Genomic DNA, 24,210 nt, shown 5'->3' with positions numbered 1-24,210 from the left:
GGTCTGCTCCGCGGTCACTCCTTGGTCGCTGCGGTGCGGCGGAGCATGCCGATGACGAGGGTCGCCAGGAACAGCACGATGCCGAGGACGGCGAGCCAGAGGAGGCCCTTGACCACGAAGCCGAAGACGGCGAGGCCGGCCCACACGATGAGCAGGATGATCAGAAGTGTCCACATGGCTTCAGCCTCCGCCGCCCTGCGCCGGTGCCACACCCCGTTGACGCGCGTGCACCGCTCGGCTAGCCGCGAGCCGAGGGACGTCGATCTCGACGAACGCGCGTCAGCGGACGATCCCGAGCTGGCCGAGCGCGTGGTCCTCGCCACGCACGACGACCGGCCAGTCCGGTCGGATGAACTCCTCCTTGGCGAGCCGTACCCGCTGCTCGTCCGCGGGCTGCCCGATCCGCGGCGCTACGCGGGTGACGCCGTTGAGCCGATATCCGAGCTTCTGCGACACGCTCAAGGAAGCGTGATTCCACGTGGCAGCGCTGGACTCCGCCCACTCGGCCCCGAGGACGTCGAACGCGAAGGCGAGCAGAGCTGCGCGCATCTCCGTTCCCAGACCGCGGCCGTGCACGGATCGAGTCAGCCACGACCCGGTGTTCACCGTCCGTCGATCAGCGAAACCGTGCGCGGCGAGATCCTGAGCACCGATGACGTCTCCCTCATGGAGGACCGCGAATGCGATGATCCAGTTCTGCGGCGACACCCGGTTGCGGAGACTCCACTGGTATTGCGCGAGATTGCTCGGGAGCTGGGCTGCGGGAGCATCCGTCCACGGGTACCCGAACGGCATCCGTTCGTCGTCATGAATGCCATCCAGGGCCGCCTGGCTCAACCCCGGCAGATCGATGTCGCGCACCGGCCTCAACGTGAGACGCGGGGTTTCGATCTCGAGGGCGAACAGCGGCCAGACGTCTGCGAGGTCCATGCGGCGACCGTAGCGCGCCACCGCACCGACGCGTGGGCTCCCGCGCCGTGTGCAGCACGTCACTTGGTGACGGTCTCAGCCTTCACGGGCTCCGGGAAGATGGCGGTGAACAACTGCCCCACCCACTCGAGCAGCTCGGCATCCGGGAGGGGTTCGAGCCCGACGCCGACCGCGGCCGGCACCATGGGCATGGGAACGACCAGCGCCTCACCGCCGGAGACGAGCTTCGCCTTCGGGTAGAGCCGCTGCAGGCGCACCTTGATCGAATCCTCGAGACGCGCCGGAGCGATGCGCAGGTTCGAGCCCATCACGACGACGTCGGCGAGGCCCGCGCGTGCGGCCCGGCGGCGCAGACGGGCGATCGCGATGAGCCCCTCGACCTCGGCCGGGGGCGTGCCGTAGCGGTCGGTGAGCTCGTCGATGACGAGGTCGATCGCGTCGTCCTTCGCCGTCGCGATCGAGGCCGCCGACAGCTTCTGGTAGGCCTCGAGCCGCAGGCGTTCGCTGTCGATGTAGTACTCGGGGATGCGCGCGTCGAGCGGCAACTCGAGCCGCAGCTCCTGACCGGACTCGACCTCCTCGCCGCGGAACGTCGACACCGCCTCGCCGATCATGCGCAGATACAGGTCGAAGCCGACGCCGGCGATGTGACCGGCCTGCTCGCCGCCGAGCAGGTTGCCCGCGCCGCGCAGCTCGAGGTCCTTCAGGGCGACCTGCATGCCCGAACCGAGGTCGTTGTTCACGGCGATCGTCTGCAGTCGGTCGGCCGCCGTCTCGCTGAGCGGCTTCATCTCGTCGTACAGGAAGTACGCGTAGGCGCGCTCGCGACCGCGGCCCACGCGTCCGCGGAGCTGGTGCAGCTGGCTGAGGCCGTAGCGGTCGGCGCGATCGATGATGATCGTGTTCGCGTTCGAGATGTCGAGCCCGGTCTCGATGATCGTCGTCGAGACGAGCACGTCGAACTTGCGCTCCCAGAAGTCGTCGACGACCTGCTCGAGCGCGTGCTCGCCCATCTGCCCGTGGGCGACCGCGATGCGCGCCTCGGGCACGAGCTCGGCGAGCTGGGCGGCGACGCGCTGGATGGACTGCACCCGGTTGTGCACGAAGAACACCTGACCCTCGCGCAGGATCTCGCGACGGATCGCCGCGGCCATCTGCTTGTCGCTGCGCGGACCGACGAACGACAGGATCGGATGCCGGTCCTCCGGCGGGGTGGCCAGCGTCGACATCTCGCGGATGCCGGTGACCGCCATCTCGAGCGTGCGCGGGATCGGCGTGGCGCTCATGGCGAGGATGTCGACGTTCGTCTTCATCTTCTTGAGAGCGTCCTTGTGCTCGACGCCGAACCGCTGCTCCTCGTCGATGATCATCAGGCCGAGGTCCTTGAACATCACCTGGTCGGTGAGGATGCGGTGCGTGCCGATGACCATGTCGACCGTGCCGTCGAGCAGACCCTGCAGCGTGAGGCGGGCCTCCTTGTCGGTCTGGAATCGCGAGAGCGGGCGCACCTTCACCGGGAATCCGGCGAAGCGCTCGGTGAACGTCTCGAGGTGCTGCTTCACCAGCAGCGTCGTCGGCACGAGCATCGCGACCTGCTTGCCGTCTTGGATGGCCTTGAACGCCGCGCGCACGGCCACCTCGGTCTTGCCGAAGCCGACATCGCCCGAGAGCAGGCGGTCCATCGGGATCGGCCGCTCCATGTCGGCCTTGATCTCGTCGATCGTCTGCAGCTGGTCGGCCGTCTCGGCGAAGGGGAACGCCTCCTCCAGCTCGCGCTGCCAGGGGGTGTCGGGCCCGAAGGCATAGCCCTTGGCGCTCATGCGCGCCGAATAGAGCTTGACGAGCTCGACGGCGATGTCGCGCACGGCCTTGCGGGCCTTGCCCTTGGCCTGCGACCAGTCGCTGCCGCCCATCTTCGACAGGGTCGGCCCCTCACCGCCCACGTACTTCGAGAGCAGGTCGAGCTGGTCGGTGGGCACGTAGAGCTTGTCGCCCGGGTAGCCGCGCTTCGAGGGCGCGTACTCGAGCACGAGGTAGTCGCGCACCGACTTCGTGGCGTTGCGTCCACCGGTCGAGACCTCGCGCTGCGTCATCTCGACGAAGCGTCCGATGCCGTGGGTGTTGTGCACCACGAAGTCGCCCGGCTTGAGCTGCAGCGGGTCGACGACGTTCTTGCGGCGGGAGGCGAGCTTCTTGACCACCCGCTGGTCGCCGCCGATCGTACGACCGTAGAACTCGTTGTCGGTGAGGACGGCGAGCTTCGCCTCCGGCACCTGGAATCCGGCCTCGACCGAGCCGGTGAGCAGGGTCGCGACGCCGGGCTCGGGCGCATCGTTCAACTCGGGAAGGATGCGAGCGGCGATGCCGCGATCGGCGAGCACGTCGCGGGCGCGATCGACGAGACCCGAACCGGTGGCGATGACCACGACGCGCCAGCCCTCGGAGATGCGCCCGGCGACGAAGGAGATCGCCCCGTCGACGTTTCCGTGGAAGGACGGGATCACGGTGGCGTCGAGGTTCGCCGCCTCGGCCTCGTCCTCACCGAGACCCGCGCCGAAGGGGCTGAGCCGCCACCACACACCGCCGCGGTCGCGGACGACCTCGCGCAACTGGGCGATCGTGAGGAAGTCGCCCGCGCCGAGGTCGATGGGTGCGGAGGCACCCGAGGTCGCGGCGCTCCAGGCCGCGTCGAGGAACTCGCGATTGGTGTCGCCGAGGGTGATGGCCCGGGCGCTCGAACGCTCGGGGTCGACCACGGCGGTCGCCGCCCCCGCGGGAAGGTACTCGGCGAGCGACGAGAGGGGACCGGCGACCGCGGGCAGGAGCGACTCCATGCCCTCGACCGGGATGCCCTCGGCCATCTTCTCGAGCATGCCCGCGATCGCCGGGAAGCCGCCGATCAGCGCACGCGCGCGATCGCGCACGTCGTCGGTGAGCAGCAGCTCGCGGCTGGGCGGCAGGTCGACGGAGCCGATGTCGCCGGGGAGGGAGCGCTGGTCGGCGACCGAGAACGCGCGGATCTGATCGATCTCGTCGCCGAAGAACTCGACGCGGTACGGATGCTCGGAGATCGCCGGGAACACGTCGAGGATGCCGCCGCGCACCGCGAACTCACCGCGACGCGAGACCATGTCGACGCGCGAGTAGGCGCGCTCGACGAGACGGGCGGCCACGGTATCGAGTTCGAGGCCGCGGTTGCCGACCGCGAGCTCGAGCGGCTCGATCTCGCCGAGGTTGCCGGCAATCGGCTGCAGGGCCGCACGCACCGAGGCGACGACGACGAGCGGATGATCGCCCGCCCACTCGCGGATGCGGCGCAGCGTCTGCAGTCGGAGACCCACCGTGTCGGGGCTCGGGCTGAGGCGCTCGTGCGGCAGGGTCTCCCAAGCCGGGAACGTGAGCACCTCGGCGTCGGGGATGTAGGAGCCGAGCGCCTGCGCCAGGCTATCGGCGCGGCGGCCCGTGGGCACGACGGCGAGCAACGCCTGCGGATGCCCCGCGGCGGCGCGCTTGGCGAGGAGTCCCGCGAGGGCCGGAGCATCGAGCCCGTCGACGAGGCCGAGGTCGGCATCGGTCTGAGCCCAGCCGAGCGCTTCACGGTACAGAGACGCCTCTTCCAAGGCGCGCAGAATCCCTGGAACAGTCACCGGACAAGACTAGCCGCCGCCTCCGACATCGGCTCCGGCATCCGCCCTCTGGCGCCCTCTGCCGCCCGCCGCGGGCGATACCGTAGTCCGATGGAAGCTGTGCGACTGGAGACCGAGCGCCTCGTGCTGGCGGCGCCGACCGACGCCGACATCAACGCGATCACGGCCGCGTGCCAGGACCCGGAGATCCCGCGCTGGACCACCGTGCCCTCGCCCTACTCGCGCGACGACGCCGCCAATTACGTGCGTCTGACCGGCGAGTGGTGGGCCGACGGGTCGCAGGCGGTGTGGAGCGTGCACGCGGGTGAGGAGCTCGTGGGCTCGATCGGGCTGCACCACATCACCCCGCACGACGCCGGTGGGCATGCCGAACTCGGCTACTGGGTCGCGGCATCCGCCCGTGGTCGGGGGTATCTCGTCGAGGCGGCCCGCGCCGTCATCGACTGGGGCTTCGACGAGCTGGGTCTCGCGCGCCTCACCTGGCGCGCCGTGGTCGGGAACGTCCCCTCGGCTCGCGCCGCCCGCGCGCTCGGCTTCCGCTACGAGGGTCTTCAGCGGCAACTGCTCACCGGCCCGCGCGGCCGCGACGACGGCTGGGTCGCGGGGCTCCTCCCCACCGACGACCGCGCCCCGGCGGCCTGGCCCGTGCTCTGACCCGTCTCTCCCGCCCGGTGCCGGGGGTGACGATGTCGGATGCCGGTGGCAGGATGTTCGCATGCCCGAGATGCCGGAGGTGCAGGGGCTCGTCGACTTCCTGGGCGAGCGCGTCGTGGGGCGCACGATCACGCGCACGAGCGTGGCGGCGATCGCCGCGCTGAAGACCTACGACCCGCCCAACACCGCGCTGCACGGCGCCGTGATCAGCGGCGCCACGCGGCGGGGCAAGTTCATCGTGCTCTCGTGCGGAGACGATCTTCACCTCGTCTTCCACCTCGCGAAGGCGGGCTGGCTGCGATGGTACGAGACTCTGCCCACGACGATAATCAAGCCCGGCAAGACGCCGATCGCCCTGCGCGTCGCGCTCGACGACGGCAGCGGGTTCGACCTCACCGAGGCGGGCACGAAGAAGTCCCTCGCGGTCTACGTCGTGCGCGACCCGGCGGAGGTGCCGGGCATCGCCCGTCTCGGCCCGGACCCCCTCGACGACGCCTTCACCCGCGAGGTGTTCGCCGGTCTCCTGGACGGCAAACGCACGCAGATCAAGGGCCTGCTGCGCGATCAGGCGGTGATCGCCGGCATCGGCAACGCGTACTCCGACGAGATCCTGCACGCCGCGCGCATGTCGCCGTACGCGATCGCCGCGACGCTCGACGACGCGGCGATCGACTCGCTGTTCGCGGCGATGCAGGCGACTCTGCGCGAGGCGCTCGCCGAGGCATCCGGCAAGCCCCCGGCCGAGCTGAAGGACGCGAAGCGCCGGGGGATGCAGGTGCACGCCCGCCGCGGCGAGACCTGCCCGGTCTGCGGCGACACCGTGCGCAGCGTCTTCTTCGCCGACCGCTCTCTGGAGTACTGCCCGACCTGCCAGACGGGCGGAAAGGTGCTCGCCGACCGACGCCTGTCGCGCCTGCTGAAATGAGCCGAGACGTCGCCGGATGACGGGGAATGAATTCCGCGCGGGCGCGTTGAGTACACTCAGAACATCAACGTGCTCCGGGGTCGGTGGGAATCCGAACCGGCGGTGACAGTCCGCGAGCGTCTCGGTTTCGACCGAGGTGCCGATCCGGTGGAAATCCGGGACCGACGGTGATGCGGGAGAGATCCCGCTAGTCCGGAAGGGAGGCAGCACGATGCGCCGCCGTGCGCGCCGTCCGCCTCCCCCGGAGCCTTCAGAGAAGGACGACGGATGGCAGTGAACGAGACAGAGCGCGAGGCGATGAGCCGTGCTCTCGCGCTCGCGGCGCTCGGCCCCCGCGGCGTGAACCCGCAGGTCGGCGCGGTCATCCTCTCCCCCGACGGCACGATCCTCGCCGAGGGATGGCACCACGGCGCCGGCACCCCGCACGCCGAGGTCGACGCGCTGTCGAAGCTCGCCCCCGGCGCAGCCCGCGGCGCGACCGCGGTCGTGACCCTCGAACCCTGCAACCACACCGGACGCACCGGTCCCTGCGCGCTCGCCCTCATCGAGGCCGGAGTGAGCCGTGTCGTCTACGCGCTCGACGATCCCGGCGCCGTGTCGGGCGGAGGCGCCGAGCGGCTGCGGGCCGCGGGCGTCAGCGTCGAGGCCGGCGAGCAGGCGGATGCCGCGCACGCCGTGATCGAGGGATGGCTCACCGCGCAGCGCCTCGGCCGCCCCCACGTCACCGTGAAGTGGGCGCAGAGCCTCGACGGACGCGCCGCAGCCGACGACGGATCGAGCCAGTGGATCACCGGTCCCGCTGCCCGTGCCGATGTGCACCGCCGCCGCGCGGCATCCGATGCCATCGTCGTCGGCACCGGCACCGTGCTGGCCGACGACCCCTCGCTCACCGCTCGCGACGGAGACGCGCTCCTCCCCGACCAGCCCGTCCCGGTGGTCATCGGCTCGCGCCCCACTCCGGCGGATGCGGCGGTGCGCCGGCATCCGAACACTCCCCTCTTCTTCGACGGACACGACCTGCACGTGGTGCTCGCCGACCTGCACGGCCGCGGCATCCAGAGCGTCTTCGTCGAGGGCGGGCCGACCCTCGCGAGCGCGTTCGTGGCGGCGGGGCTGGCCGATCGCGTGCTCGCCTACATCGCCCCCGTGCTGCTGGGCGGAGGCCGCCTCGCCCTCACCGACATCGGCGTCTCGTCCATCGGCGAGGCGCACCGCCTGACGATCGACGAGTGGCTGCCCCTCGGCGCCGATCTGCTCGCGATCGCCCATCCCGCTTCTCTCCCCACCGCGTCGACCGAAGGAGCCGTCTGATGTTCACCGGGATCATCGAGGAGATCGGCGAGATCACCGCCATCTCGCCGTCGGGTGACGGGTGGCGTCTGACCGTGCGCGCTCCGAAGGCCGCCGCCGACGCCGTGCACGGCGAGTCGATCGCCGTCTCGGGCGTGTGCCTGACCGTGGTCGCCTCGGATGCGGATTCCTTCGACGCCGACGTCATGAAGCAGACCCTCGACGTCGCGGCGCTCGGCGATGCCGCCGTCGGCACCCGCGTCAACATCGAGAAGGCGACGCCCGTCGGCGCGCGCCTGGGCGGGCACATCGTGCAGGGGCACGTCGACGGCGTCGGCACGGTTCTCGAGGTGCGGCCCGGAGCGCAGTGGAGCGTGCTGCGCATCGGCCTTCCCGCCGACCTCGCCCCGCTCGTCGTCGACAAGGGATCGATCTCGGTCGACGGCACCTCGCTCACCGTCAGCGCGGTCAGCGACCCTCCTTCGTCAGGCGCAGGACCCGACGAGCAGCAGTGGTTCGAGATCTCCCTGATCCCCGAGACGCTCGCCGCGACGACCCTCGGCACCCGCGCCGTCGGCGACCGCGTCAACCTCGAGACCGACATCCTCGCCCGGCACGTCGAGCGCCTGCTCGCGTTCCGGACCGCACCGGAAGGAGGCTCGCGATGAGCCTTTCCACGATCGCCGACGCCCTCGACGCCCTGCGCGCCGGGCGCCCCGTTCTCGTCGCCGACGACGAGAACCGTGAGAACGAGGGCGACGTCATCCTCTCGGCAGAACTCGCCACCCCCGAGTGGGTCGCGTGGACCGTGCGATGGTCGTCCGGATTCATCTGCGCGCCGATGCCCGCAGACCGCGCCGACGACCTCAACCTGCAGCCGATGGTCGCCGCGAGCGAAGACGCGCGCGCCACCGCGTACACGGTGAGCGTCGATGCCGCCGAGGGCGTCACGACCGGTATCAGCGCGCACGACCGCGCGCACACGCTCAACGTGCTCGCGAACCCCGAATCGACCGCCACGAGCATCATCCGCCCGGGCCACGTGCTGCCGCTGCGCGCGGTCGACGGCGGGGTGCGCGAGCGCAGCGGCCACACCGAGGCCGCCGTCGATCTCATGCGCCTCGCGGGACTGCAGCCGGTGGGGGCGATCGCCGAGGTCGTCGCCGAGGACGGCAGCATGATGCGGATGCCGGGGCTCCTCGAGCTCGGGGCCCGCGACGGTGTGCCCGTCATCACGATCGAGCAGCTGATCGACCACCTCAACGAGATCGACCCGCAGGGCGACAACGGCCCGGTGCGCAACCGCCGCGTGAGCCTGCGCGCCGATGCGACCGTGCCGACCACGCACGGAACCTTCCGGTTCCTCGCCTACAAGGACCGCGTCACCGGCACCGACCACATCGCCGTCGTCTCGGGCGAACCGCAGGAGACCTCGCTCGTGCGCGTGCACTCCGAGTGCCTGACCGGCGAAGCCTTCGGTTCGCTCAAGTGCGAGTGCGGCCCCCAGCTCGACGCTGCGCTCGACGCGATCGAGCAGGACGGCGGCATCGTCATCTACATGCGCGGTCACGAGGGACGCGGCATCGGGCTCATCAACAAGCTCCGGGCCTACAGCCTGCAGGAGGAGGGGCTCGACACCGTCGACGCGAACCTCGCTCTCGGGCTGCCGGCCGATGCCCGCGAATACGCGGCGGCCGCCGGCATCCTCGCCGATCTCGGGGTGTCGAAGGTGCGCCTGCTGACGAACAACATCGACAAGGTGAATCAGCTGCGCGAGCTCGGCCTCGACGTGGTCGAGCAGGTGCCGCTCATCGTCGGCGTCGGACCCAACAACCACCAGTATCTCGAGACCAAGCGTGACCGCATGGGTCACATCATCGGCGAGGACGAGCTCAAGGCCGCCCTCGCAGGACGAAAGGACGACGCATGAGCGGCGCAGGAGCACCCACGACCGGGAACATCGACGGACGCGGACTCGACGTCGTCATCATCGCCGGCACCTGGCACGACACGATCACGAACGGCCTCATCGCCGGGGCCGAGCGCGTGCTGAACGAGGCGCGGGCCACGCACCGCCTCGTGCGCGTGCCGGGATCGTTCGAACTCGCCGTCGCCGCACAGGCCGCCTTCGCCGGTGGTGCGGATGCGGTGGTCGCGCTCGGCGTGATCATCCGCGGCGGCACCCCGCACTTCGAGTACGTGTCGGCGGCGACGACCGATGGCCTCACCCGCGTCTCGCTCGACACCGGCAAGCCCGTCGGCTTCGGCGTGCTCACCCTCGACGACGAGCAGCAGGGTCTCGACCGTGCGGGTCTCGAGGGATCGAAGGAGGACAAGGGCGCCGAAGCAGCGGATGCCGCGCTGCGCACCGCCCTCGTCATCAAGGAGCTGCGGGGCTGAGAGCGCGCTGAGGCCAGCCTTCCCTTCGTAGCGGAGGGAAGGCGCGGACTCGTACGGTGAGGGTCATGGAGACCCTGCGCCACATCGTTCTCTTCGTCCACCTGATCGGCTTCGCCGTGCTCTTCGGAGCGTGGGCGGCGCAGGCCTTCGGCGGTAAGCGCGTCTTCACGCGGCTGATGAGCATCGGCATGGCGATCGCCGCGGTCGCCGGTCTCGCTCTCGCCGCCCCGTGGGGCATCTCGTACGAACTGAACTACGTCAAGATCGGCGTGAAGCTCGTGCTGCTGCTCGTCATCGGCGCACTGCTCGGCATCGGCACCGCGCGGCAGAAGCGCGGAGCATCCGTGCCCCCGGTGATGTTCTGGCTCGTCGGAATCCTCACCGCCGCGAACGCCGCCATCGCCGCGATCTGGCGCTGAGCCGACCCGCTTCGACGGTTCGTCGCCCGTCGTCCATCGCTCAGGGAGCGGGGCGCGGGGGTGCCGTGCTCTCGCGGACGACGAGTTCGGTGCCGACGAGGGGCGTCTGCGCGACCTCTCCCCCGTCGAGTTCGGCGAGCAGCGCGTCGACCGCGAGCGCGCCGACCCTCTCGGGGTGCTGCTGCACCGTCGTGAGCGGCGGCCAGATCTGCGCCGCATCGGGCAGTCCGTCGAAGCCGACCACGCTGACGTCGCTCGGGATGTCGCGGCCTGCCTCGCGGAACGCGCGCACCACACCGATCGCCATCTGGTCGTTGGCGGCGAACACGGCGGTGACGTCGTCGCGATCGCGCAGCTCGACACCGGCCCGGTACCCGGAGGCAGCGCTCCAGTCGCCCGGGATCATCTCGGGAACCCGGCGACCCCGCGCCTCCAACGTCGACCGCCAGGCCTCGCGGCGACGTTCGGCGGAGTACGACTCGGTCGGCCCCGACACGTGCCAGACGGTCTCGTGCCCGAGGTCGAGCAGATGCTCGGTGGCGAGCCGGGCGCCCTGCGCCTGGTCGGTGTCGACGAACGGATGCGTCGAGCCGCGGTTCGAGTCGACGAGCACGATCGGCAACCCGTCGGGGATCTCGACCTCCGCCTCATCGAGCTGGTGGGCCTCGACCACGATGATGATGCCGTCGACGGCATGTTCCTCGAGACGGCGGAACGCGCCCGCCACGGTCTCGCGGGCACTCGACTCGACCGGGATCAGGGTGAGCGCGTAGCCCATCTGCGAGGCGCGCACGGCGATCGCGTCGAGCGTGCGCTGGTTTCCGTAGGAGCTGAACGAGAACATGATCACGCCGATGGCGCGGAAGCGGCCCGATCGCAGAGCCCTGGCCGCACTGTTGGGCCGATAGCCGAGGTGCTGCATCGCCTGCTCGACGCGCTCCCTGGTTGCCGCACCGACGTAGCCGCGCGCGTTCACCACCCGGGAGACGGTCTGGCCGGAGACGCCGGCCTCGCGCGCCACGTCTTCCATCGAGGGGTCTCGCCGCCGCGGCGACTGCTCTGTCGAGGATTCCAGGGACACGATTGATCATCCATTCATGTGTTGACGTTGACACACTAGCAGCGCATCGCATATGTTGACGTTGACACACGGCGCAGTGAGCGCCTGGACTTGGAGAAGGTCTCGTCGATGACGACTGAAATCATTGCGGCCCCCGGAGCCGCCGGCATCCGCCGCCGCGAGAAGCGCGACTGGAAGGGATGGGCCTTCGTCGGCCCGTTCATGCTCGTGTTCGCGCTGGTGTTCCTCACCCCGCTCGCGTACGCCCTGTACCTCAGCTTCTTCCAGGAGAAGCTCATCGGCGGCAACGCGTTCGTCGGCGTCGACAACTACGTGCGCGCCCTCACCGACCCCCAGTTCTGGGAGGCGTTCGGCCGAGTGCTGATCTTCCTCGTCGTGCAGGTGCCGATCATGCTCGCCCTCGCCCTCGGCGCGGCCTTGGCCCTCGACAGCGCGCGCCTGCGCGGCGCCTCGTTCTTCCGCATCCTGATCTTCCTGCCGTACGCGGTTCCCGCCGTCGTCGCGGTGCTCATGTGGGGCTACATCTACGGCGACCAGTTCGGTCTGACGTCGAACTTCAACGATTTCCTCGGCAGCGACCTCATCACCCCGTTCGCCCGTGAGTGGATCCTCGTGTCGATCGGAAACATCGTGACGTGGCAGTTCGTCGGCTACAACATGCTGATCTTCTACTCCTCGCTCAAGACGATCCCCACCGAGATGTACGAGGCGGCCTCGCTCGACGGCGCCGGCGCCTGGCGCACGATCTTCTCCATCAAGATCCCCTCCGTGCGCGGCGCGCTCGTCATCGCCACGATCTTCTCGATCATCGGCAGCTTCCAGCTCTTCAACGAGCCCAACATCCTGCGCCCCCTCGCCCCGAACGTGATCACGACGTACTTCACCCCCAACATGTACGCGTACAACCTCTCGTTCGCGGGCCAGCAGTTCAACTACGCCGCGACGATCGCCATCATCATGGGCATCATCACGGCCGTGATCGCCTACGTCGTGCAACTGCGCGGCTCGAAGTCGGAGGTGCGCTGAGATGGCACTCCCCCTCGCCCGCTCCACACGCAAGCGCAACGACCCGATGAACCCGCGGTCGTCGAAGACGCTGCTGATCGTGATGGTCGTGTACGCGCTGTACACGCTCGTGCCGCTCGTCTGGCTGCTGTTCAGCTCGACCAAGACGCAGTCGGGCCTCTTCAGCTCGTTCGGCCTCTGGTTCGCCGACGACTTCGCGTTCATCGACAACCTGGTCGCGACGTTCTCGTTCCGCGACGGCATCTTCCTGCGCTGGCTGGGCAACACCCTGCTCTACGTCGTGGTCGGCGCGGGCGGCGCGACGCTGCTGGCGACCATGGCCGGCTACGGCCTGGCGAAGTACCGCTTCCCCGGCCGACGCGCCGTCTTCGCGATCGTGCTCGGTGCGGTCGCGGTGCCCGGCACGGCGCTCGCGGTGCCCACCTTCCTGCTCTTCAGCGAGCTGGGTCTGACGAACACCCCCTGGGCGGTCATCATCCCCTCGCTCATCAGCCCGTTCGGCCTCTACCTCATCTGGGTGTTCGCCTCGGAATCCGTGCCGACCGAACTGCTGGAAGCCGCTCGCATCGACGGCGCCGGGGAGTTCCGCACGTTCTTCACGATCTCGATGCGCCTGCTCGCACCCGGCATCGTGACCGTCGCCCTCTTCACGGTCGTCGCGACGTGGAACAACTACTTCCTGCCCCTGATCATGCTCTCGGACCCCGCCTGGTACCCGCTCACCGTGGGCCTGAACCAGTGGAGCTCGCAGGCGATCGGGGCCGGATCCCAGCCGATCTACAACCTGGTGATCATGGGCTCGCTGCTCACGATCATCCCGATCGTGATCGCCTTCCTGCTGCTGCAGCGGTTCTGGCAGTCAGGTCTCACCGCGGGAAGCGTCAAGCAGTAAGCACCCCGCTTCCCGCACCTCGCATCGCAGAAAACGTCGATCCGATGCTGGATCGCACCCCCGAAAGGACACAGCAATGAAGCACCTTCCTCACCCCGCTGCGCGCCGCACCCTCACGGTGCTCGCCGCCGGCACCGTCGCAGCTCTCGCCCTGGCCGGCTGCAGCACCGGAGGCACCGGCGGCGGCAGCGCCGCCGGCGACGGATCGTTCGACTCGGTCGAGGCCGCGCTCGAGAAGGGCGGCGAGATCACGTACTGGTCGTGGACCCCCTCGGCCGAGGCGCAGGCCGCGGCGTTCATGGAGGAGTACCCGAACGTCAAGGTCAATGTCGTCAACGCCGGCACCAACACCGACGAGTACACGAAGCTGCAGAACGCCATCAAGGCGGGCTCCGGTGCTCCCGACGTCGTGCAGGTCGAGTACTACGCCTTCCCGCAGTTCGCCCTCACGGATGCCTTCGTCGACCTGTCTCAGTACGGCTTCGGCGACTTCGAGGACGACTACACCGCCTCGACCTGGAACTCGGTCACCGACGGTGACGCCATCTACGGCCTCCCCCAGGACTCGGGCCCCATGGCGCTGTTCTACAACAAGGCCGTGTTCGACGCCGCCGGCATCGCCGTGCCGACCACGTGGGACGAGTACTACGAGGCCGCGAAGGCGATCCACGCCGCGAACCCCGACGCGTACATCACCAACGACACCGGCGACGCGGGCTTCGCGACGTCGATGATCTGGCAGGCCGGTGGCCAGCCCTTCTCGACCGACGGCACCGATGTCACGATCGACCTTCAGGACGAGGGCTCGAAGAAGTGGACCGAGAACTGGAACCGTCTCGTCGAGGAAGACCTCGTGGCCCCGGTCAGCAGCTGGAGCGACGAGTGGTTCCGCGCCCTCGGCGACGGCAGCATCGCGACCCTCGTGATCGGCGCCTGGATGCCCGGCAACCTCATCTCGGGTGCGCCCGACGGCGCCGGTGACTGGCGCGTCGCTCCGATGCCGACCTACGATGGCACCCCCGCCAGCGCCGAGAACGGCGGCGGCGGCCAGGCCGTGACCACGCAGAGCGAGAACCCGGAGCTCGCGGCCGGATTCCTGTGGTGGCTCAACAACTCCGAGGACAGCATCTCGCTGTTCCTCGAGAGCGGCGGCTTCCCGTCGACCTCCGCCGAGCTGTCGAGCGAGGAGTTCCTCTCCGACGCCCCGGAGTACTTCGGCGGCCAGAAGATCAACGAGGTACTCGCCGCAGCGGCCGAGGACGTGGTCCCCGACTGGAGCTACCTCCCCTACCAGGTCTACGGCATCAGCATCTTCGGTGACACCGTCGGCCAGGCCTACCAGAACGGCACCGACCTGAACGAGGGCCTCATCGCCTGGCAGGACGCGCTGGTCGAGTACGGCAACTCGCAGGGCTTCAGCGTCAACAAGTAACACGGTGGCCGGATCGGGCCCTTCGACAGGCTCAGGGAACGATCCTGGGCTCGGGACCCGATCCGGCCACTTCTCTACCGAAAGCACTTCACATCGTGACCTCCTTCACCATCGGCGACACCGACTTCCTCCGCGACGGACGGAAGCACCAGGTCATCGCCGGCGCCCTGCACTACTTCCGCATCCACCCGGACCAGTGGCAGGACCGCATCCGCAAGGCGCGCCTGATGGGTCTCAACACGATCGAGACCTACGTCGCCTGGAACGCGCACGAACCTCGGCGCGGCGAGTGGGACGCCACCGGATGGAACGACCTCGGCCGCTTCCTCGACCTCGTGCACGCGGAGGGGATGGACGCGATCGTGCGCCCCGGACCGTACATCTGCGCCGAGTGGCACAACGGCGGCCTGCCGACCTGGCTGACCGCCGGCGAGCGCGCTCTGCGCTCCTCCGATCCGGCGTTCCTCGCCGATATCAGCGCCTACCTGCGCCGCGTGTACGAGATCGTCGCCCCGCGGCAGATCGACCGCGGAGGTCCCGTCGTGCTCGTGCAGATCGAGAACGAGTACGGCGCCTACGGCTCCGACAAGGCCTACCTCGAAGCCCTCGTCGCCCTCACCCGCGAGGCCGGGATCACAGTGCCGCTCACGACCGTCGATCAGCCTACCGATCAGATGCTCGCCGATGGCAGCCTGCCCGAGCTCCACAAGACCGGCTCGTTCGGATCGCGCAGCACCGAGCGTCTCGCGACCCTGCGCGCGCACCAGCCCACCGGCCCCCTCATGTGCTCCGAGTTCTGGGACGGATGGTTCGACTGGTGGGGCGGGGTGCACCACACGACCGACGTGGATGCCGCGGCATCCGATCTCGACGCCCTGCTCGCCGCAGGAGCGTCGGTGAACATCTACATGTTCCACGGCGGCACGAACTTCGGCCTGACGAACGGCGCGAACCACAAGGGCCGCTACCTCCCGATCGTCACGTCGTACGACTACGACGCCCCGCTCGACGAGGCCGGCGATCCGACGGCGAAGTTCTTCGCCTTCCGCGACGTGATCGCGAAGTACGCACCCGTCCCCGACGAGCTGCCCGCGCCCCGGGCATCCGCCCCGGTCGCGAGCGTCGAACTCGCGCCCGCCGGCGCATGGACGGATGCCGCGGCATCCGCTTCTCCTGCTCCCCTCCCGGCCACGTTCGACGAGTTGGGGCACCTCAGCGCCCTCGTGCGCTACGACGTCGCCCTTCCTCCGATGAGCGGCCCCGGCCTGCTCACGGTCGAGGAGGTGCGCGACCTCGCCTGGGTGAGCGTCGACGGCCAGCCCGTCGGCACCCTGTCGCGCACGCGGCACGACCAGGCGCTGCGGATCCCCGCCGGGCGCACCCTCAGCATCCTCGTCGAGGAGCAGGGTCGCGTGAACTACGACCATCGTCTCGGCGAGGAGAAGGGCCTGATCGGCGCTCCGATGCTCGATGGCGCGCCCCTCGGCGACTGGACCTCGACTCCGCTCGACGTGCAGGCCATCGCCGACGAGGTCGCGACCCGCACCGCCCCCCGATCGGGCGACGGCCCGCGCGCCTGGACGGGTGACCTCGTGCTGGATGCTCCGGCCGACCTCTTCCTCGACACCGGCGCGTGGAGCAAGGGATACGCGTTCGTGAACGGGTTCTTCCTCGGCCGCTACTGGCGAAACGGTCCGCAGCGCACGCTGTTCGTTCCCGCGCCGGCGACCCGCGCCGGGGCGAACCGCGTCGTCGTCCTGGAACTCGAGGAACTGCTCTCGCCGCGTGCGGAGTTCGTGCGCGGACTGTGCCTGGGCGACACCGAGGAGTGACCGAACCCGGCGAGGGCAGAGGGCTCAGACGTCGCCGCGGTGCTGCTGCCAGATCGCTGCCGTGGGCGGCGTGACGCCCTCGGCACGGATGCGCTGCCAGTTGCGTCCACCACGACCGAAGGCGGCCTGCACGGCGCCGGGGACGACGCTCTCCTCGATCGGCTCGAGGATCCAGTCGCAGCGGCGCACGTGCACGAGGTCCGCGGCGAGCGCCTCCGCCGTGGCGTCGTAGGTCCACGGGCCGGTGAGCCGCCCGAGGTAGCTCAGGCCGTCGATGTCGCGCGTCCAGACGTAGGCCCCGATCGGCGCCTTGGCGAAGCGCTCGATCCTCCACGCCAAACGGATGCCGCTCTGCTCGTCGGCGCGGGCGAGCGCGGACTCCAGAGTCGTCGGCGACGGCGACACCCGGCCGCCGATGCCGCAGATCCCGAGCGCGAGCGCCCGCTCGGCGCCGACACCCCGCGGCACGGCGTCATCGCGTGAACGCATCGGGGCCCGGTAGACGGGCATTTCGGTCGCCATGCAGATGTCCCCTCGTCGGCCCGACTCTACGCATCGCGTCACACGGAGCCTTCTGACCCCGCCCGGCGTACAGCGAACACTCAGGAAGGCGTAAACTCGCCCGAGTGCCTCGGTATACCGAGGCACTTATTCCTAAGGAGCAGCATGAGTACGACCACAGCGCCGGCGAATCCCCACTCGCGTGTCATCACCGCGAGCCTGGTCGGCACGACCATCGAGTTCTACGACTTCTACGCCTACGCCACGGCGGCCGTGCTCGTGTTCCCGGTCCTCTTCTTCCCGACCGGCAACGACACCACCTCCCTCCTCGCCTCGTTCGGCGTCTTCGGCGCGGCGATGGTCGCCCGCCCCATCGGCGCGGTGGTCTTCGGACACTTCGGCGACAAGTACGGCCGCAAGGCCACGCTCGTCGCCTCGCTGCTCACGATGGGTATCGCGACGTTCCTCATCGGGCTCCTGCCCACGTTCCAGCAGATCGGCTGGGTGGCCGCCCTCCTGCTGCTGATCATGCGTCTCGCGCAGGGCTTCGCGCTCGGCGGCGAGTGGTCGGGTGCGGCCCTGGTCGCCACCGAGAACGCCCCGAAGGGCAAGCGCGCCTGGTACGGCACCTTCCCGCAGCTCGGCGCCCCGCTCGGGTTCATCATCGCGAACCTGCTGTTCCTCAGCATCAACTGGCTGCTCCCCCACGCCGAGAACCCGGCGCTGAAGTCCGAGGCGTTCCTCTCGTGGGGCTGGCGCATCCCGTTCCTGTTCTCCGCCGTGATGGTCATCATCGGCCTCTGGGTGCGTCTGCGCCTCGTCGAGTCCGACACCTTCAAGAAAGCCGAGACCAAGGGCACGATCCGCAAGCTCCCGCTCGCGACCGTCTTCCGCCACCACTGGAAGCAGCTCATCCTCGGCACGTTCTTCATGCTGGCCACGTACGTGCTGTTCTACCTGATGACGAACTTCACGCTGTCGTACGGCACGAAGGCGGCCTCGCTCGAGACGGCATCCGCCGCCGCGCAGGCCGCCGCGGAGGCCGCCGGCAACGACTTCGACGCGTCGGCGTTCGCCGCCCAGTTCTACCCCGGTCTCGGCTTCGGCTACACGGACTTCGTGCTCATGCAGATCATCGGTGTCGTGTTCTTCGGAATCTTCACCCTGCTGTCGGGTCCGATCGCCGACAAGATCGGCCGCCGCAAGCTGCTGCTCTGGGTCACGGGCCTCATCATCATCTTCGGTCTGACGTTCAACGCATTCCTGCTGCCTGCCGTCGACCCGAAGTTCACCGGTGCTCTCGCCCAGGCGTTCCTCGTGTTCGGCTTCATGCTCATGGGCGCCACTTTCGGCCCGATGGGCGCCCTGCTGCCCGAGCTCTTCCCGACGAACGTGCGCTACTCGGGCTCGGCGATCTCGTACAACGTCTCGTCGATCCTCGGCGCGGCCGTCGCACCCCTCATCGCGGTGTGGCTGTGGCAGGCGGGCGGCGGCGCCCCGTGGCTCGTGGGTCTGTACCTCTCGTCGATGGGTGTTCTCACGTTCATCGCCCTGGTGCTCTCGAAGGAGACGAAGGACGTCGACTACGAGGACGACCTCGGCGTGGCGGCGACGCCGCAGCCGTAACGGCATCAGTCACCGCAGAACGCCTCTGGGCCCCTGGGACGAACTCAGGGATCCGGGGGCGTTCTCGCGTTCCCCCGACGGTCGCGAGTCAGTAGTCGGCGAAGATCCGGTGGGCGACGCCGTCGAGGGTCATCGTGCCGCCGTAGGGCACGATCCACTGCGGGCGGGTGTGTCCGAAGGGCGGGCCGACGCACACCACCGCCTCCGGGTTGTAGCGCGTGACGACGTCGATCACGACGTCGCGCTGGACCGCGCGCAGGGCGCGCGCCTCCTCGGCGGACGGCGAGAAGTCGAAGTCGCTCACCGGCGGTCGCGCGACCACCACCCCTGCGACAGCCGAGAGGATGCCGCGCTCCCCCAGCCCGCGCAGCCATCGGTGCACCCAACTCGCCGGCGGACGCTCCTCACTCGTCTCCAGCAACAGGATCGACCCGGCGAGATCATCGATCACCGGCAGGCGGTCGGCGAGGGCGAGGCTGTCGATGACCTCGAGGCATCCGCCCCAGGTCCGCCCCGAGACCGTGCGCGCAGGCCCCGCCCACGTCCACGCTTCCGTCGGGGTCCGATCGCCGAACTCGGTCAACGCACGCGGATCGGTCCAGCGGCGACCGATGTCCTCGGACTCCCCCGGTTCGGTGATCTCGACCGTGCCGCGGTCGAGGAGCGCCGCACGCAGCGACAGCAGGTGCACGTCGTCGACGGCGGCGCCCGGCCCCAGGTGAACAGCGGTCGAGCCGCCGTAGTACCCGCGGATGCCGAGCTCCCAGAGCCAGTTGAGGATGTTCGTGTTGTCGCTGTACCCGAGGAACGGCTTGGGATCGGCGAGCGCCAGCGCGGGATCGAGGTGCGGCACGACGAGGATCTGATCGTCGCCGCCGATGGTCGCCAGGATCGCTCGGATGCTCGGATCGGCGAACGCCGCATTGACGTCGGCGGCCCGTGCTTCCGGACTCGCGCCGAGGAGGCGCGTCGTCGGGTACTCGACGGGGACGAGTCCGGTGAGCTCGGCGAGCCGTCTCATCGCCTGCTCGTGGATCTCGGGTGCGGTGGCCGGAGCGGCGAAGGCGGGAGACAGCACGGCGACGTGGTCGCCGGGTCGGAGTGCGGGAGTGTCGAGCATCCGCCCAGTCTGCCAATCACGGGTTCGAATCGCTCACTTCGCCGTTTCGCCGGGTCGGAATCGACGAAGCGAGCGATTCGAAACGTCAATTCGGGTTGACGCCGGCTCAGGTGTCAACTAGCGTTGACGCATGAGCATCCGCACCGCGATCGCGACCGACCCCGAGGGCGAGCCCCTCGCCGAGCTGAACCGGCTCACGGCACTCCGCCGCGAGATCTCGCGCGCCGAGGAGGCCCAGGTGCGCCGGGCGCGCAACGGCGGCTACTCCTGGCAGGCCATCGCCAGCGCCCTCGGCGTATCGAAGCAGGCCGCGCACCGCCGGTTCGGGCGATCCTGAGCGACCGCGGACGCCCTCCGCACGAAGTACGGTCGTAGTACCCCCCTTTTCCCAGAACGAGGTCTTCCATGTCCCGGACGGCGACACCGCGCCGACGCGGACGCGGCGCGCAGCAGGATGGTCCGCGCGCCACGTTCCGCCAGCTCCTCCCCTTCCTCTTCGAGCACAAGCGCACGCTCGTCGTCGTGGCCGTGCTCAGCGTCTTCGGCGCCGCGACGTCGCTGGTGCAACCGCTGCTCGTCGGGCAGGTCATCGAAGCCGTGCAGTCCGGCGGCACGCTCGGGATCCTGGTGTGGTTGCTGATCGGGTTCGTGATCGTGTCGTCGATCATCTCCGGCTTCCAGCACTACCTGCTGCAGCGCACCGGCACCGCGGTCGTGCTCTCCAGCCGCCGCAAGCTCATCGCCCGCATCCTGCACCTGCCGACCTCGGAGTTCGACGCGCGCCGCACCGGCGACCTCGTCTCGCGCGTCGGCACCGACACGACCCTGCTCTACGCCGTGCTCACGCAGGGACTGGCGGATGCCGTCGGCAGCGCCGTGCTCTTCGTGGGAGCCCTCGTGGCGATGCTCGTGATCGACCCGATCCTCCTGCTGCTGATCGTGCTGGTGATCGGCGTCTCCGTCGTCGTCGTGGTGGCGCTCAGCGGCCGCATCCGCACGGCCTCGACCGCGCAACAGCAGAAGGTCGGCGAGCTGGCCTCCGGGGTCGAGCGCGCGGTGGGGTCCATCCGCACGATCCGCGCGTCCGGCGCGACCGAGCGCGAGACCGCGACCGTGTCGCAGACGGCCGACGAGGCCTACGGCATCGGCGTGCGGATCGCGAAGATCTCCTCGCTCGTGGTTCCGGTCGCGGGCATCGCGCTCCAGCTCTCGTTGATCGTGGTGCTCGGCGTCGGCGGGTTCCGGGTCGCCGCCGGTGCACTCTCGATCGCCTCGCTGATCGCGTTCATCATGTTCCTGTTCCTGCTGGTCATGCCGCTCGCGACGACGTTCGGCGCGATCACCTCGGTCAACCAGGCGCTCGGCGCGCTCGGCCGCATCCAGGAGGTGCTCGACCTGCCGACCGAGACGCAGGACGACGAGCGGATCGCCGCCGACATCACGCGCACCGCGCCGGCGCCGGATGCTCCCGCGATCGAGTTCCGCGACGTGCACTTCCGCTACCCCGACAACGTGGTCGCTGCGCGCGAGGCGGCGGCGAAGGCCGCCCGGACGCTGCTCGAAGACGCCCACGTCGAGAAGCCGGAGACGACCCTCGACACCGTTCCCGCAGCCGACGCCCCCGACCGCGAGGTGCTGCGCGGCGTCTCGTTCGCCGTTCCCCGCGGCGCACGCGTCGCTCTCGTCGGCCCGAGTGGCGCCGGCAAGAGCACGATCCTCTCGCTCGTCGAGCGCTTCTACGACCCGACGGGCGGATCGATCCGCGTGCACGGGCACGACGCGCGCACCTACCCTCGCGACGAGCTGCGCGCGCACTTCGGCTACGTCGAGCAGGACGCTCCGACCCTCGCCGGCACGCTCGCCGACAACCTGCGGCTCGCCTCGCCGTCGGCATCCGATGCGGACTGCGAACGGGTGCTGCGCGCGGTCAACCTGGGCGACGTGCTCGAGCGCAGCCCCCTGGGCCTTGCGGCACCGGTCGGCGAAGACGGCGTGATGCTCTCGGGCGGCGAGCGCCAGCGACTCGCGATCGCCCGCGCCCTGCTCACCGACGCTCCGATCCTGCTGCTCGACGAGTCGACCTCCTCGCTCGACGGCGTGAACGAGCAGCGCATGCGCGAGGCGATCGACGCCGTCTCGAACGACCGCACCCTCGTGGTGATCGCGCACCGCCTCTCGACGGTCGTCGACAGCGACCTCATCGTCGTGCTGCAGGACGGCGAGGTGGTCGGTCAGGGCACGCACGCGGAGCTCGTCGAGTCGACGCCGCTGTACCGCGACCTCGCCCGCCACCAGCTGCTCGCCTGATCCGACCGCTGCCCCCGGCCACACGGCGCGACGCGCACGGAAAGACGCGACGGCGGGATACCGGAGACCACTCAGCCATGGGTTCGTCTCCGACATCCCGCCGTCGCGGGTCTGTGCGCGCGTCCTGCGATGAGGACCCGCAGAGGTGCCGGCTCCCCCGAACCGGCACCTGGCCCTGCGCTCCGGTTACGCCTTCTCGAGGCGGTACCGGAGCGACGCCAGTTCGGCACGCAGGGCGGCCGGAAGCCGGTCGCCGAACGTGTCGTAGAACTCCTCGGTGCGATCGGCCTCGATCCGCCACGCCGCGGGGTCGACCTCGAACAGCTCGTCGAGGTCGGCCTGCGGGATGTCGAGCCCCGTGAGGTTGAGGTCCTGCGTGCGCGGCAGGCGCCCGATCGGACTGTCGACGGCCGGCACCTCGCCGGCGATCCGGCGGATGATCCAGTCGACGACCCGCGAGTTGTCACCGAACCCGGGCCACAGGAAGCGCCCGTCGTCGCCGCGGCGGAACCAGTTGACCTGGAAGATGCGCGGCGCACGATCGAAGCGCAGACCGCGACCGACCTTCAACCAGTGACCGAAGTAGTCGCCCATGTTGTAGCCGCAGAACGGGAGCATCGCGAAGGGATCGCGGCGCAGCTCGCCGAGGGTTCCCTCGGCCGCGGCGGTGCGCTCGGACGAGATGTTCGATCCGAGGAAGACGCCGTGGGTCCAGTCGGTCGCCTCGACGACGAGCGGGACGTTGCTGGCGCGACGCCCACCGAACAGGATGACGTCGAGCGGCACCGCCTCCTCCCAGTCCTCCGCGATCTGCGGGCACTGGGCCGCGGAGACGGTGAAGCGGGAGTTCGGGTGCGCGGCGGGACGGCCGGAGTCCGGCGTCCAGGCATTGCCCTCCCAGTCGGTGAGCTCGGCGGGAGCGGTGTCGGTCAGTCCCTCCCACCACACATCGCCGTCGGGGCGCAGGGCGACGTTCGTGAAGATCGTGTTGCCCCACAGCGTCTCGACCGCCGTGACGTTGGTCGCCTCACCCGTGCCCGGAGCGACGCCGAAGAAGCCGGCTTCGGGGTTGATCGCCCAGAGGCGCCCGTCCTCGCCCGGACGGATCCACGCGATGTCGTCGCCCAGCGTCTCGACCTTCCATCCGGGGATCGTGGGGCGCAGCATCGCGAGGTTCGTCTTGCCGCATGCCGAGGGGAACGCCGCAGCCACGTGGTAGGCCGTGCCCTGCGGGTCGATCACGCGGATCAGCAGCATGTGCTCGGCGAGCCAGCCCTCGTCGCGAGCGATCACCGAGGCGATGCGCAGCGCGAAGCACTTCTTGGCGAGGATCGCGTTACCGCCGTATCCCGAGCCGTAGGAGAACACCTCGAGGGTGTCGGGGAAGTGCACGATGTACTTCTCGTCGTTGCACGGCCACTCGGCATCCGCCTGTCCCGGCGCGAGCGGGGCGCCGACGGTGTGCGCGGTGCGCACCCACGGGGCGCCGTCGGCGATCTGCCGGGTGACGGCATCGCCGACGCGGGTCATGATGCCGATCGAGGCGACCGCGTAGGCGCTGTCGGTGATCTGCACGCCGATGTGCGAGAGCGGGCCGCCGACCGCACCCATCGAGAACGGCACGACGTACATCGTGCGTCCGCGCATGGACCCGGCGAACAGGTCCGTCATCTTCTCGTGCATCTCGGCGGGCGGTGCCCAGTTGTTCGTGGGACCTGCGTCCTCCTCCTTCTCGGAGGAGATGAACGTGCGCCCCTCGGTGCGGGCGACGTCGCTGGGGTGCGACCGGGCGAGGTACGAGCCGGGACGCCACTCGGGGTTGAGCTTGATGAGCTTGCCCTCGGAGACGAGGCCGCGCAGCAGCCAGTCGTTCTCGGCGCGCGACCCGTCGACCCAGTGCACGGAATCGGGCTGCGTCAGCTCCGCCATCTCGTCGACCCAGGCCACCAGCTCCGCCATCGCGGGAGTGTCATAGGCCGGCACCGCGCCGAAGGTGCGCGCGGCGGCGACGGGCGAGGTGCGAGGGGTGAAGACTTCGGCGATGGCCATGGGCTGCTCCTTTGAAGTGTGGGGCGTTGAACCCATCTTCTTCGGCATTCCTCGGGACTTTTCGACGATTCCGGTCTTA

Annotated in this window: 21 protein-coding genes and 1 riboswitch; of the genes, 14 read left to right on the top strand and 7 right to left on the bottom strand. The window is 69.7% G+C overall.

What is annotated here, in order from left to right; genetic code table 11:
* Positions 1-14 precede the first annotated feature (14 nt).
* The 3 genes from ACZ5Y9_RS06590 to mfd all read right to left on the bottom strand — a co-directional run bounded on the left by ACZ5Y9_RS06590 (position 15) and on the right by mfd (position 4,577).
* A complete protein-coding gene (locus tag ACZ5Y9_RS06590; RefSeq protein ID WP_247623045.1) occupies positions 15-176 on the bottom strand; it encodes a hypothetical protein in 162 nt (53 codons plus the stop codon).
* A gap of 103 nt (positions 177-279) precedes the next feature.
* Complete coding sequence (locus tag ACZ5Y9_RS06585; protein WP_464472609.1) at positions 280-930, bottom strand: GNAT family N-acetyltransferase; 651 nt, start codon at positions 928-930, stop codon at positions 280-282.
* A gap of 59 nt (positions 931-989) precedes the next feature.
* Positions 990-4,577, bottom strand: a complete 3,588-nt coding sequence (gene mfd, locus ACZ5Y9_RS06580) for a transcription-repair coupling factor (protein ID WP_464472608.1) — start codon at positions 4,575-4,577, stop codon at positions 990-992.
* Positions 4,578-4,667: 90 nt separating this feature from the next.
* Here mfd and ACZ5Y9_RS06575 point away from each other — a divergent pair, with 90 nt between their 5' ends.
* From ACZ5Y9_RS06575 to ACZ5Y9_RS06545, 7 genes are all read left to right on the top strand, one after another.
* On the top strand, positions 4,668-5,231 hold the full coding sequence (locus ACZ5Y9_RS06575; RefSeq protein ID WP_464472607.1) for a GNAT family N-acetyltransferase: 564 nt from the start codon (positions 4,668-4,670) through the stop codon (positions 5,229-5,231).
* A 61-nt stretch (positions 5,232-5,292) separates the two neighbouring features.
* A complete protein-coding gene (locus ACZ5Y9_RS06570) occupies positions 5,293-6,156 on the top strand; it encodes an Fpg/Nei family DNA glycosylase (RefSeq protein ID WP_464472606.1) in 864 nt (287 codons plus the stop codon).
* A gap of 66 nt (positions 6,157-6,222) precedes the next feature.
* Positions 6,223-6,369, top strand: a riboswitch (FMN riboswitch).
* A 54-nt stretch (positions 6,370-6,423) separates the two neighbouring features.
* Positions 6,424-7,467, top strand: coding sequence for a bifunctional diaminohydroxyphosphoribosylaminopyrimidine deaminase/5-amino-6-(5-phosphoribosylamino)uracil reductase RibD (gene ribD, locus ACZ5Y9_RS06565; protein WP_464472605.1), 1,044 nt, complete (start codon positions 6,424-6,426; stop codon positions 7,465-7,467).
* On the top strand, positions 7,467-8,114 hold the full coding sequence (locus ACZ5Y9_RS06560; RefSeq protein WP_464472604.1) for a riboflavin synthase: 648 nt from the start codon (positions 7,467-7,469) through the stop codon (positions 8,112-8,114). Before ribD ends, ACZ5Y9_RS06560 begins: the two co-directional genes overlap by 1 nt.
* Positions 8,111-9,376 carry a GTP cyclohydrolase II gene (gene ribA / locus ACZ5Y9_RS06555; RefSeq protein WP_247623051.1) on the top strand — a complete coding sequence of 422 codons (1,266 nt, stop codon included), beginning with the start codon at positions 8,111-8,113 and terminating at the stop codon, positions 9,374-9,376. The genes ACZ5Y9_RS06560 and ribA overlap by 4 nt, the downstream gene beginning before the upstream one ends.
* A complete protein-coding gene (ribH, locus tag ACZ5Y9_RS06550) occupies positions 9,373-9,846 on the top strand; it encodes a 6,7-dimethyl-8-ribityllumazine synthase (protein WP_247623052.1) in 474 nt (157 codons plus the stop codon). Before ribA ends, ribH begins: the two co-directional genes overlap by 4 nt.
* Before the next feature lie 65 nt (positions 9,847-9,911).
* Positions 9,912-10,265 (top strand): Fe-S protein, encoded by a 354-nt coding sequence (locus ACZ5Y9_RS06545; protein ID WP_247632650.1) that lies wholly within the window; start codon positions 9,912-9,914, stop codon positions 10,263-10,265.
* A gap of 40 nt (positions 10,266-10,305) precedes the next feature.
* Here ACZ5Y9_RS06545 and ACZ5Y9_RS06540 read toward each other — a convergent pair whose 3' ends face one another.
* The gene (locus tag ACZ5Y9_RS06540) at positions 10,306-11,295 is read right to left on the bottom strand and encodes a LacI family DNA-binding transcriptional regulator (RefSeq protein ID WP_247624712.1); all 990 of its coding nucleotides are present in this window, start codon (positions 11,293-11,295) and stop codon (positions 10,306-10,308) included.
* 159 nt (positions 11,296-11,454) lie between these two features.
* Between ACZ5Y9_RS06540 and ACZ5Y9_RS06535 the strand changes: the two genes are divergently transcribed.
* The 4 genes from ACZ5Y9_RS06535 to ACZ5Y9_RS06520 all read left to right on the top strand — a co-directional run bounded on the left by ACZ5Y9_RS06535 (position 11,455) and on the right by ACZ5Y9_RS06520 (position 16,528).
* Positions 11,455-12,372 carry a carbohydrate ABC transporter permease gene (locus ACZ5Y9_RS06535; RefSeq protein ID WP_247623054.1) on the top strand — a complete coding sequence of 306 codons (918 nt, stop codon included), beginning with the start codon at positions 11,455-11,457 and terminating at the stop codon, positions 12,370-12,372.
* A 46-nt stretch (positions 12,373-12,418) separates the two neighbouring features.
* Positions 12,419-13,264, top strand: coding sequence for a carbohydrate ABC transporter permease (locus ACZ5Y9_RS06530; protein WP_247624713.1), 846 nt, complete (start codon positions 12,419-12,421; stop codon positions 13,262-13,264).
* 76 nt (positions 13,265-13,340) lie between these two features.
* Positions 13,341-14,696: an ABC transporter substrate-binding protein gene (locus ACZ5Y9_RS06525; RefSeq protein ID WP_336640751.1), complete on the top strand. Its 1,356-nt coding sequence runs from the start codon at positions 13,341-13,343 to the stop codon at positions 14,694-14,696.
* Between the two features lie 95 nt (positions 14,697-14,791).
* On the top strand, positions 14,792-16,528 hold the full coding sequence (locus ACZ5Y9_RS06520; protein WP_464472603.1) for a glycoside hydrolase family 35 protein: 1,737 nt from the start codon (positions 14,792-14,794) through the stop codon (positions 16,526-16,528).
* Positions 16,529-16,552: 24 nt separating this feature from the next.
* On the opposite strand, the gene ACZ5Y9_RS06515 is transcribed toward ACZ5Y9_RS06520, so the two are convergent.
* Positions 16,553-17,017, bottom strand: a complete 465-nt coding sequence (locus ACZ5Y9_RS06515) for a GAF domain-containing protein (RefSeq protein WP_464472602.1) — start codon at positions 17,015-17,017, stop codon at positions 16,553-16,555.
* A gap of 177 nt (positions 17,018-17,194) precedes the next feature.
* On the opposite strand from ACZ5Y9_RS06515, the gene ACZ5Y9_RS06510 reads away from it, so the two are divergent.
* Positions 17,195-18,655, top strand: coding sequence for an MFS transporter (locus ACZ5Y9_RS06510; RefSeq protein ID WP_464472601.1), 1,461 nt, complete (start codon positions 17,195-17,197; stop codon positions 18,653-18,655).
* 88 nt (positions 18,656-18,743) lie between these two features.
* On the opposite strand, the gene ACZ5Y9_RS06505 is transcribed toward ACZ5Y9_RS06510, so the two are convergent.
* A complete protein-coding gene (locus ACZ5Y9_RS06505) occupies positions 18,744-19,775 on the bottom strand; it encodes a S66 family peptidase (protein ID WP_464472600.1) in 1,032 nt (343 codons plus the stop codon).
* Between the two features lie 130 nt (positions 19,776-19,905).
* On the opposite strand from ACZ5Y9_RS06505, the gene ACZ5Y9_RS06500 reads away from it, so the two are divergent.
* A complete protein-coding gene (locus tag ACZ5Y9_RS06500; RefSeq protein ID WP_247623060.1) occupies positions 19,906-20,112 on the top strand; it encodes an AsnC family protein in 207 nt (68 codons plus the stop codon).
* Positions 20,113-20,180: 68 nt separating this feature from the next.
* On the top strand, positions 20,181-22,082 hold the full coding sequence (locus ACZ5Y9_RS06495; protein ID WP_464472599.1) for an ABC transporter ATP-binding protein: 1,902 nt from the start codon (positions 20,181-20,183) through the stop codon (positions 22,080-22,082).
* 186 nt (positions 22,083-22,268) lie between these two features.
* Here ACZ5Y9_RS06495 and ACZ5Y9_RS06490 read toward each other — a convergent pair whose 3' ends face one another.
* Complete coding sequence (locus ACZ5Y9_RS06490; protein WP_464472598.1) at positions 22,269-24,131, bottom strand: phosphoenolpyruvate carboxykinase (GTP); 1,863 nt, start codon at positions 24,129-24,131, stop codon at positions 22,269-22,271.
* Between the last annotated feature and the right edge of the window lie 79 nt (positions 24,132-24,210).

The sequence above is a fragment of the Microbacterium sp. T3-8 genome (assembly GCF_055398145.1).
This window is presented reverse-complemented; position numbering and strand designations above follow the sequence as displayed.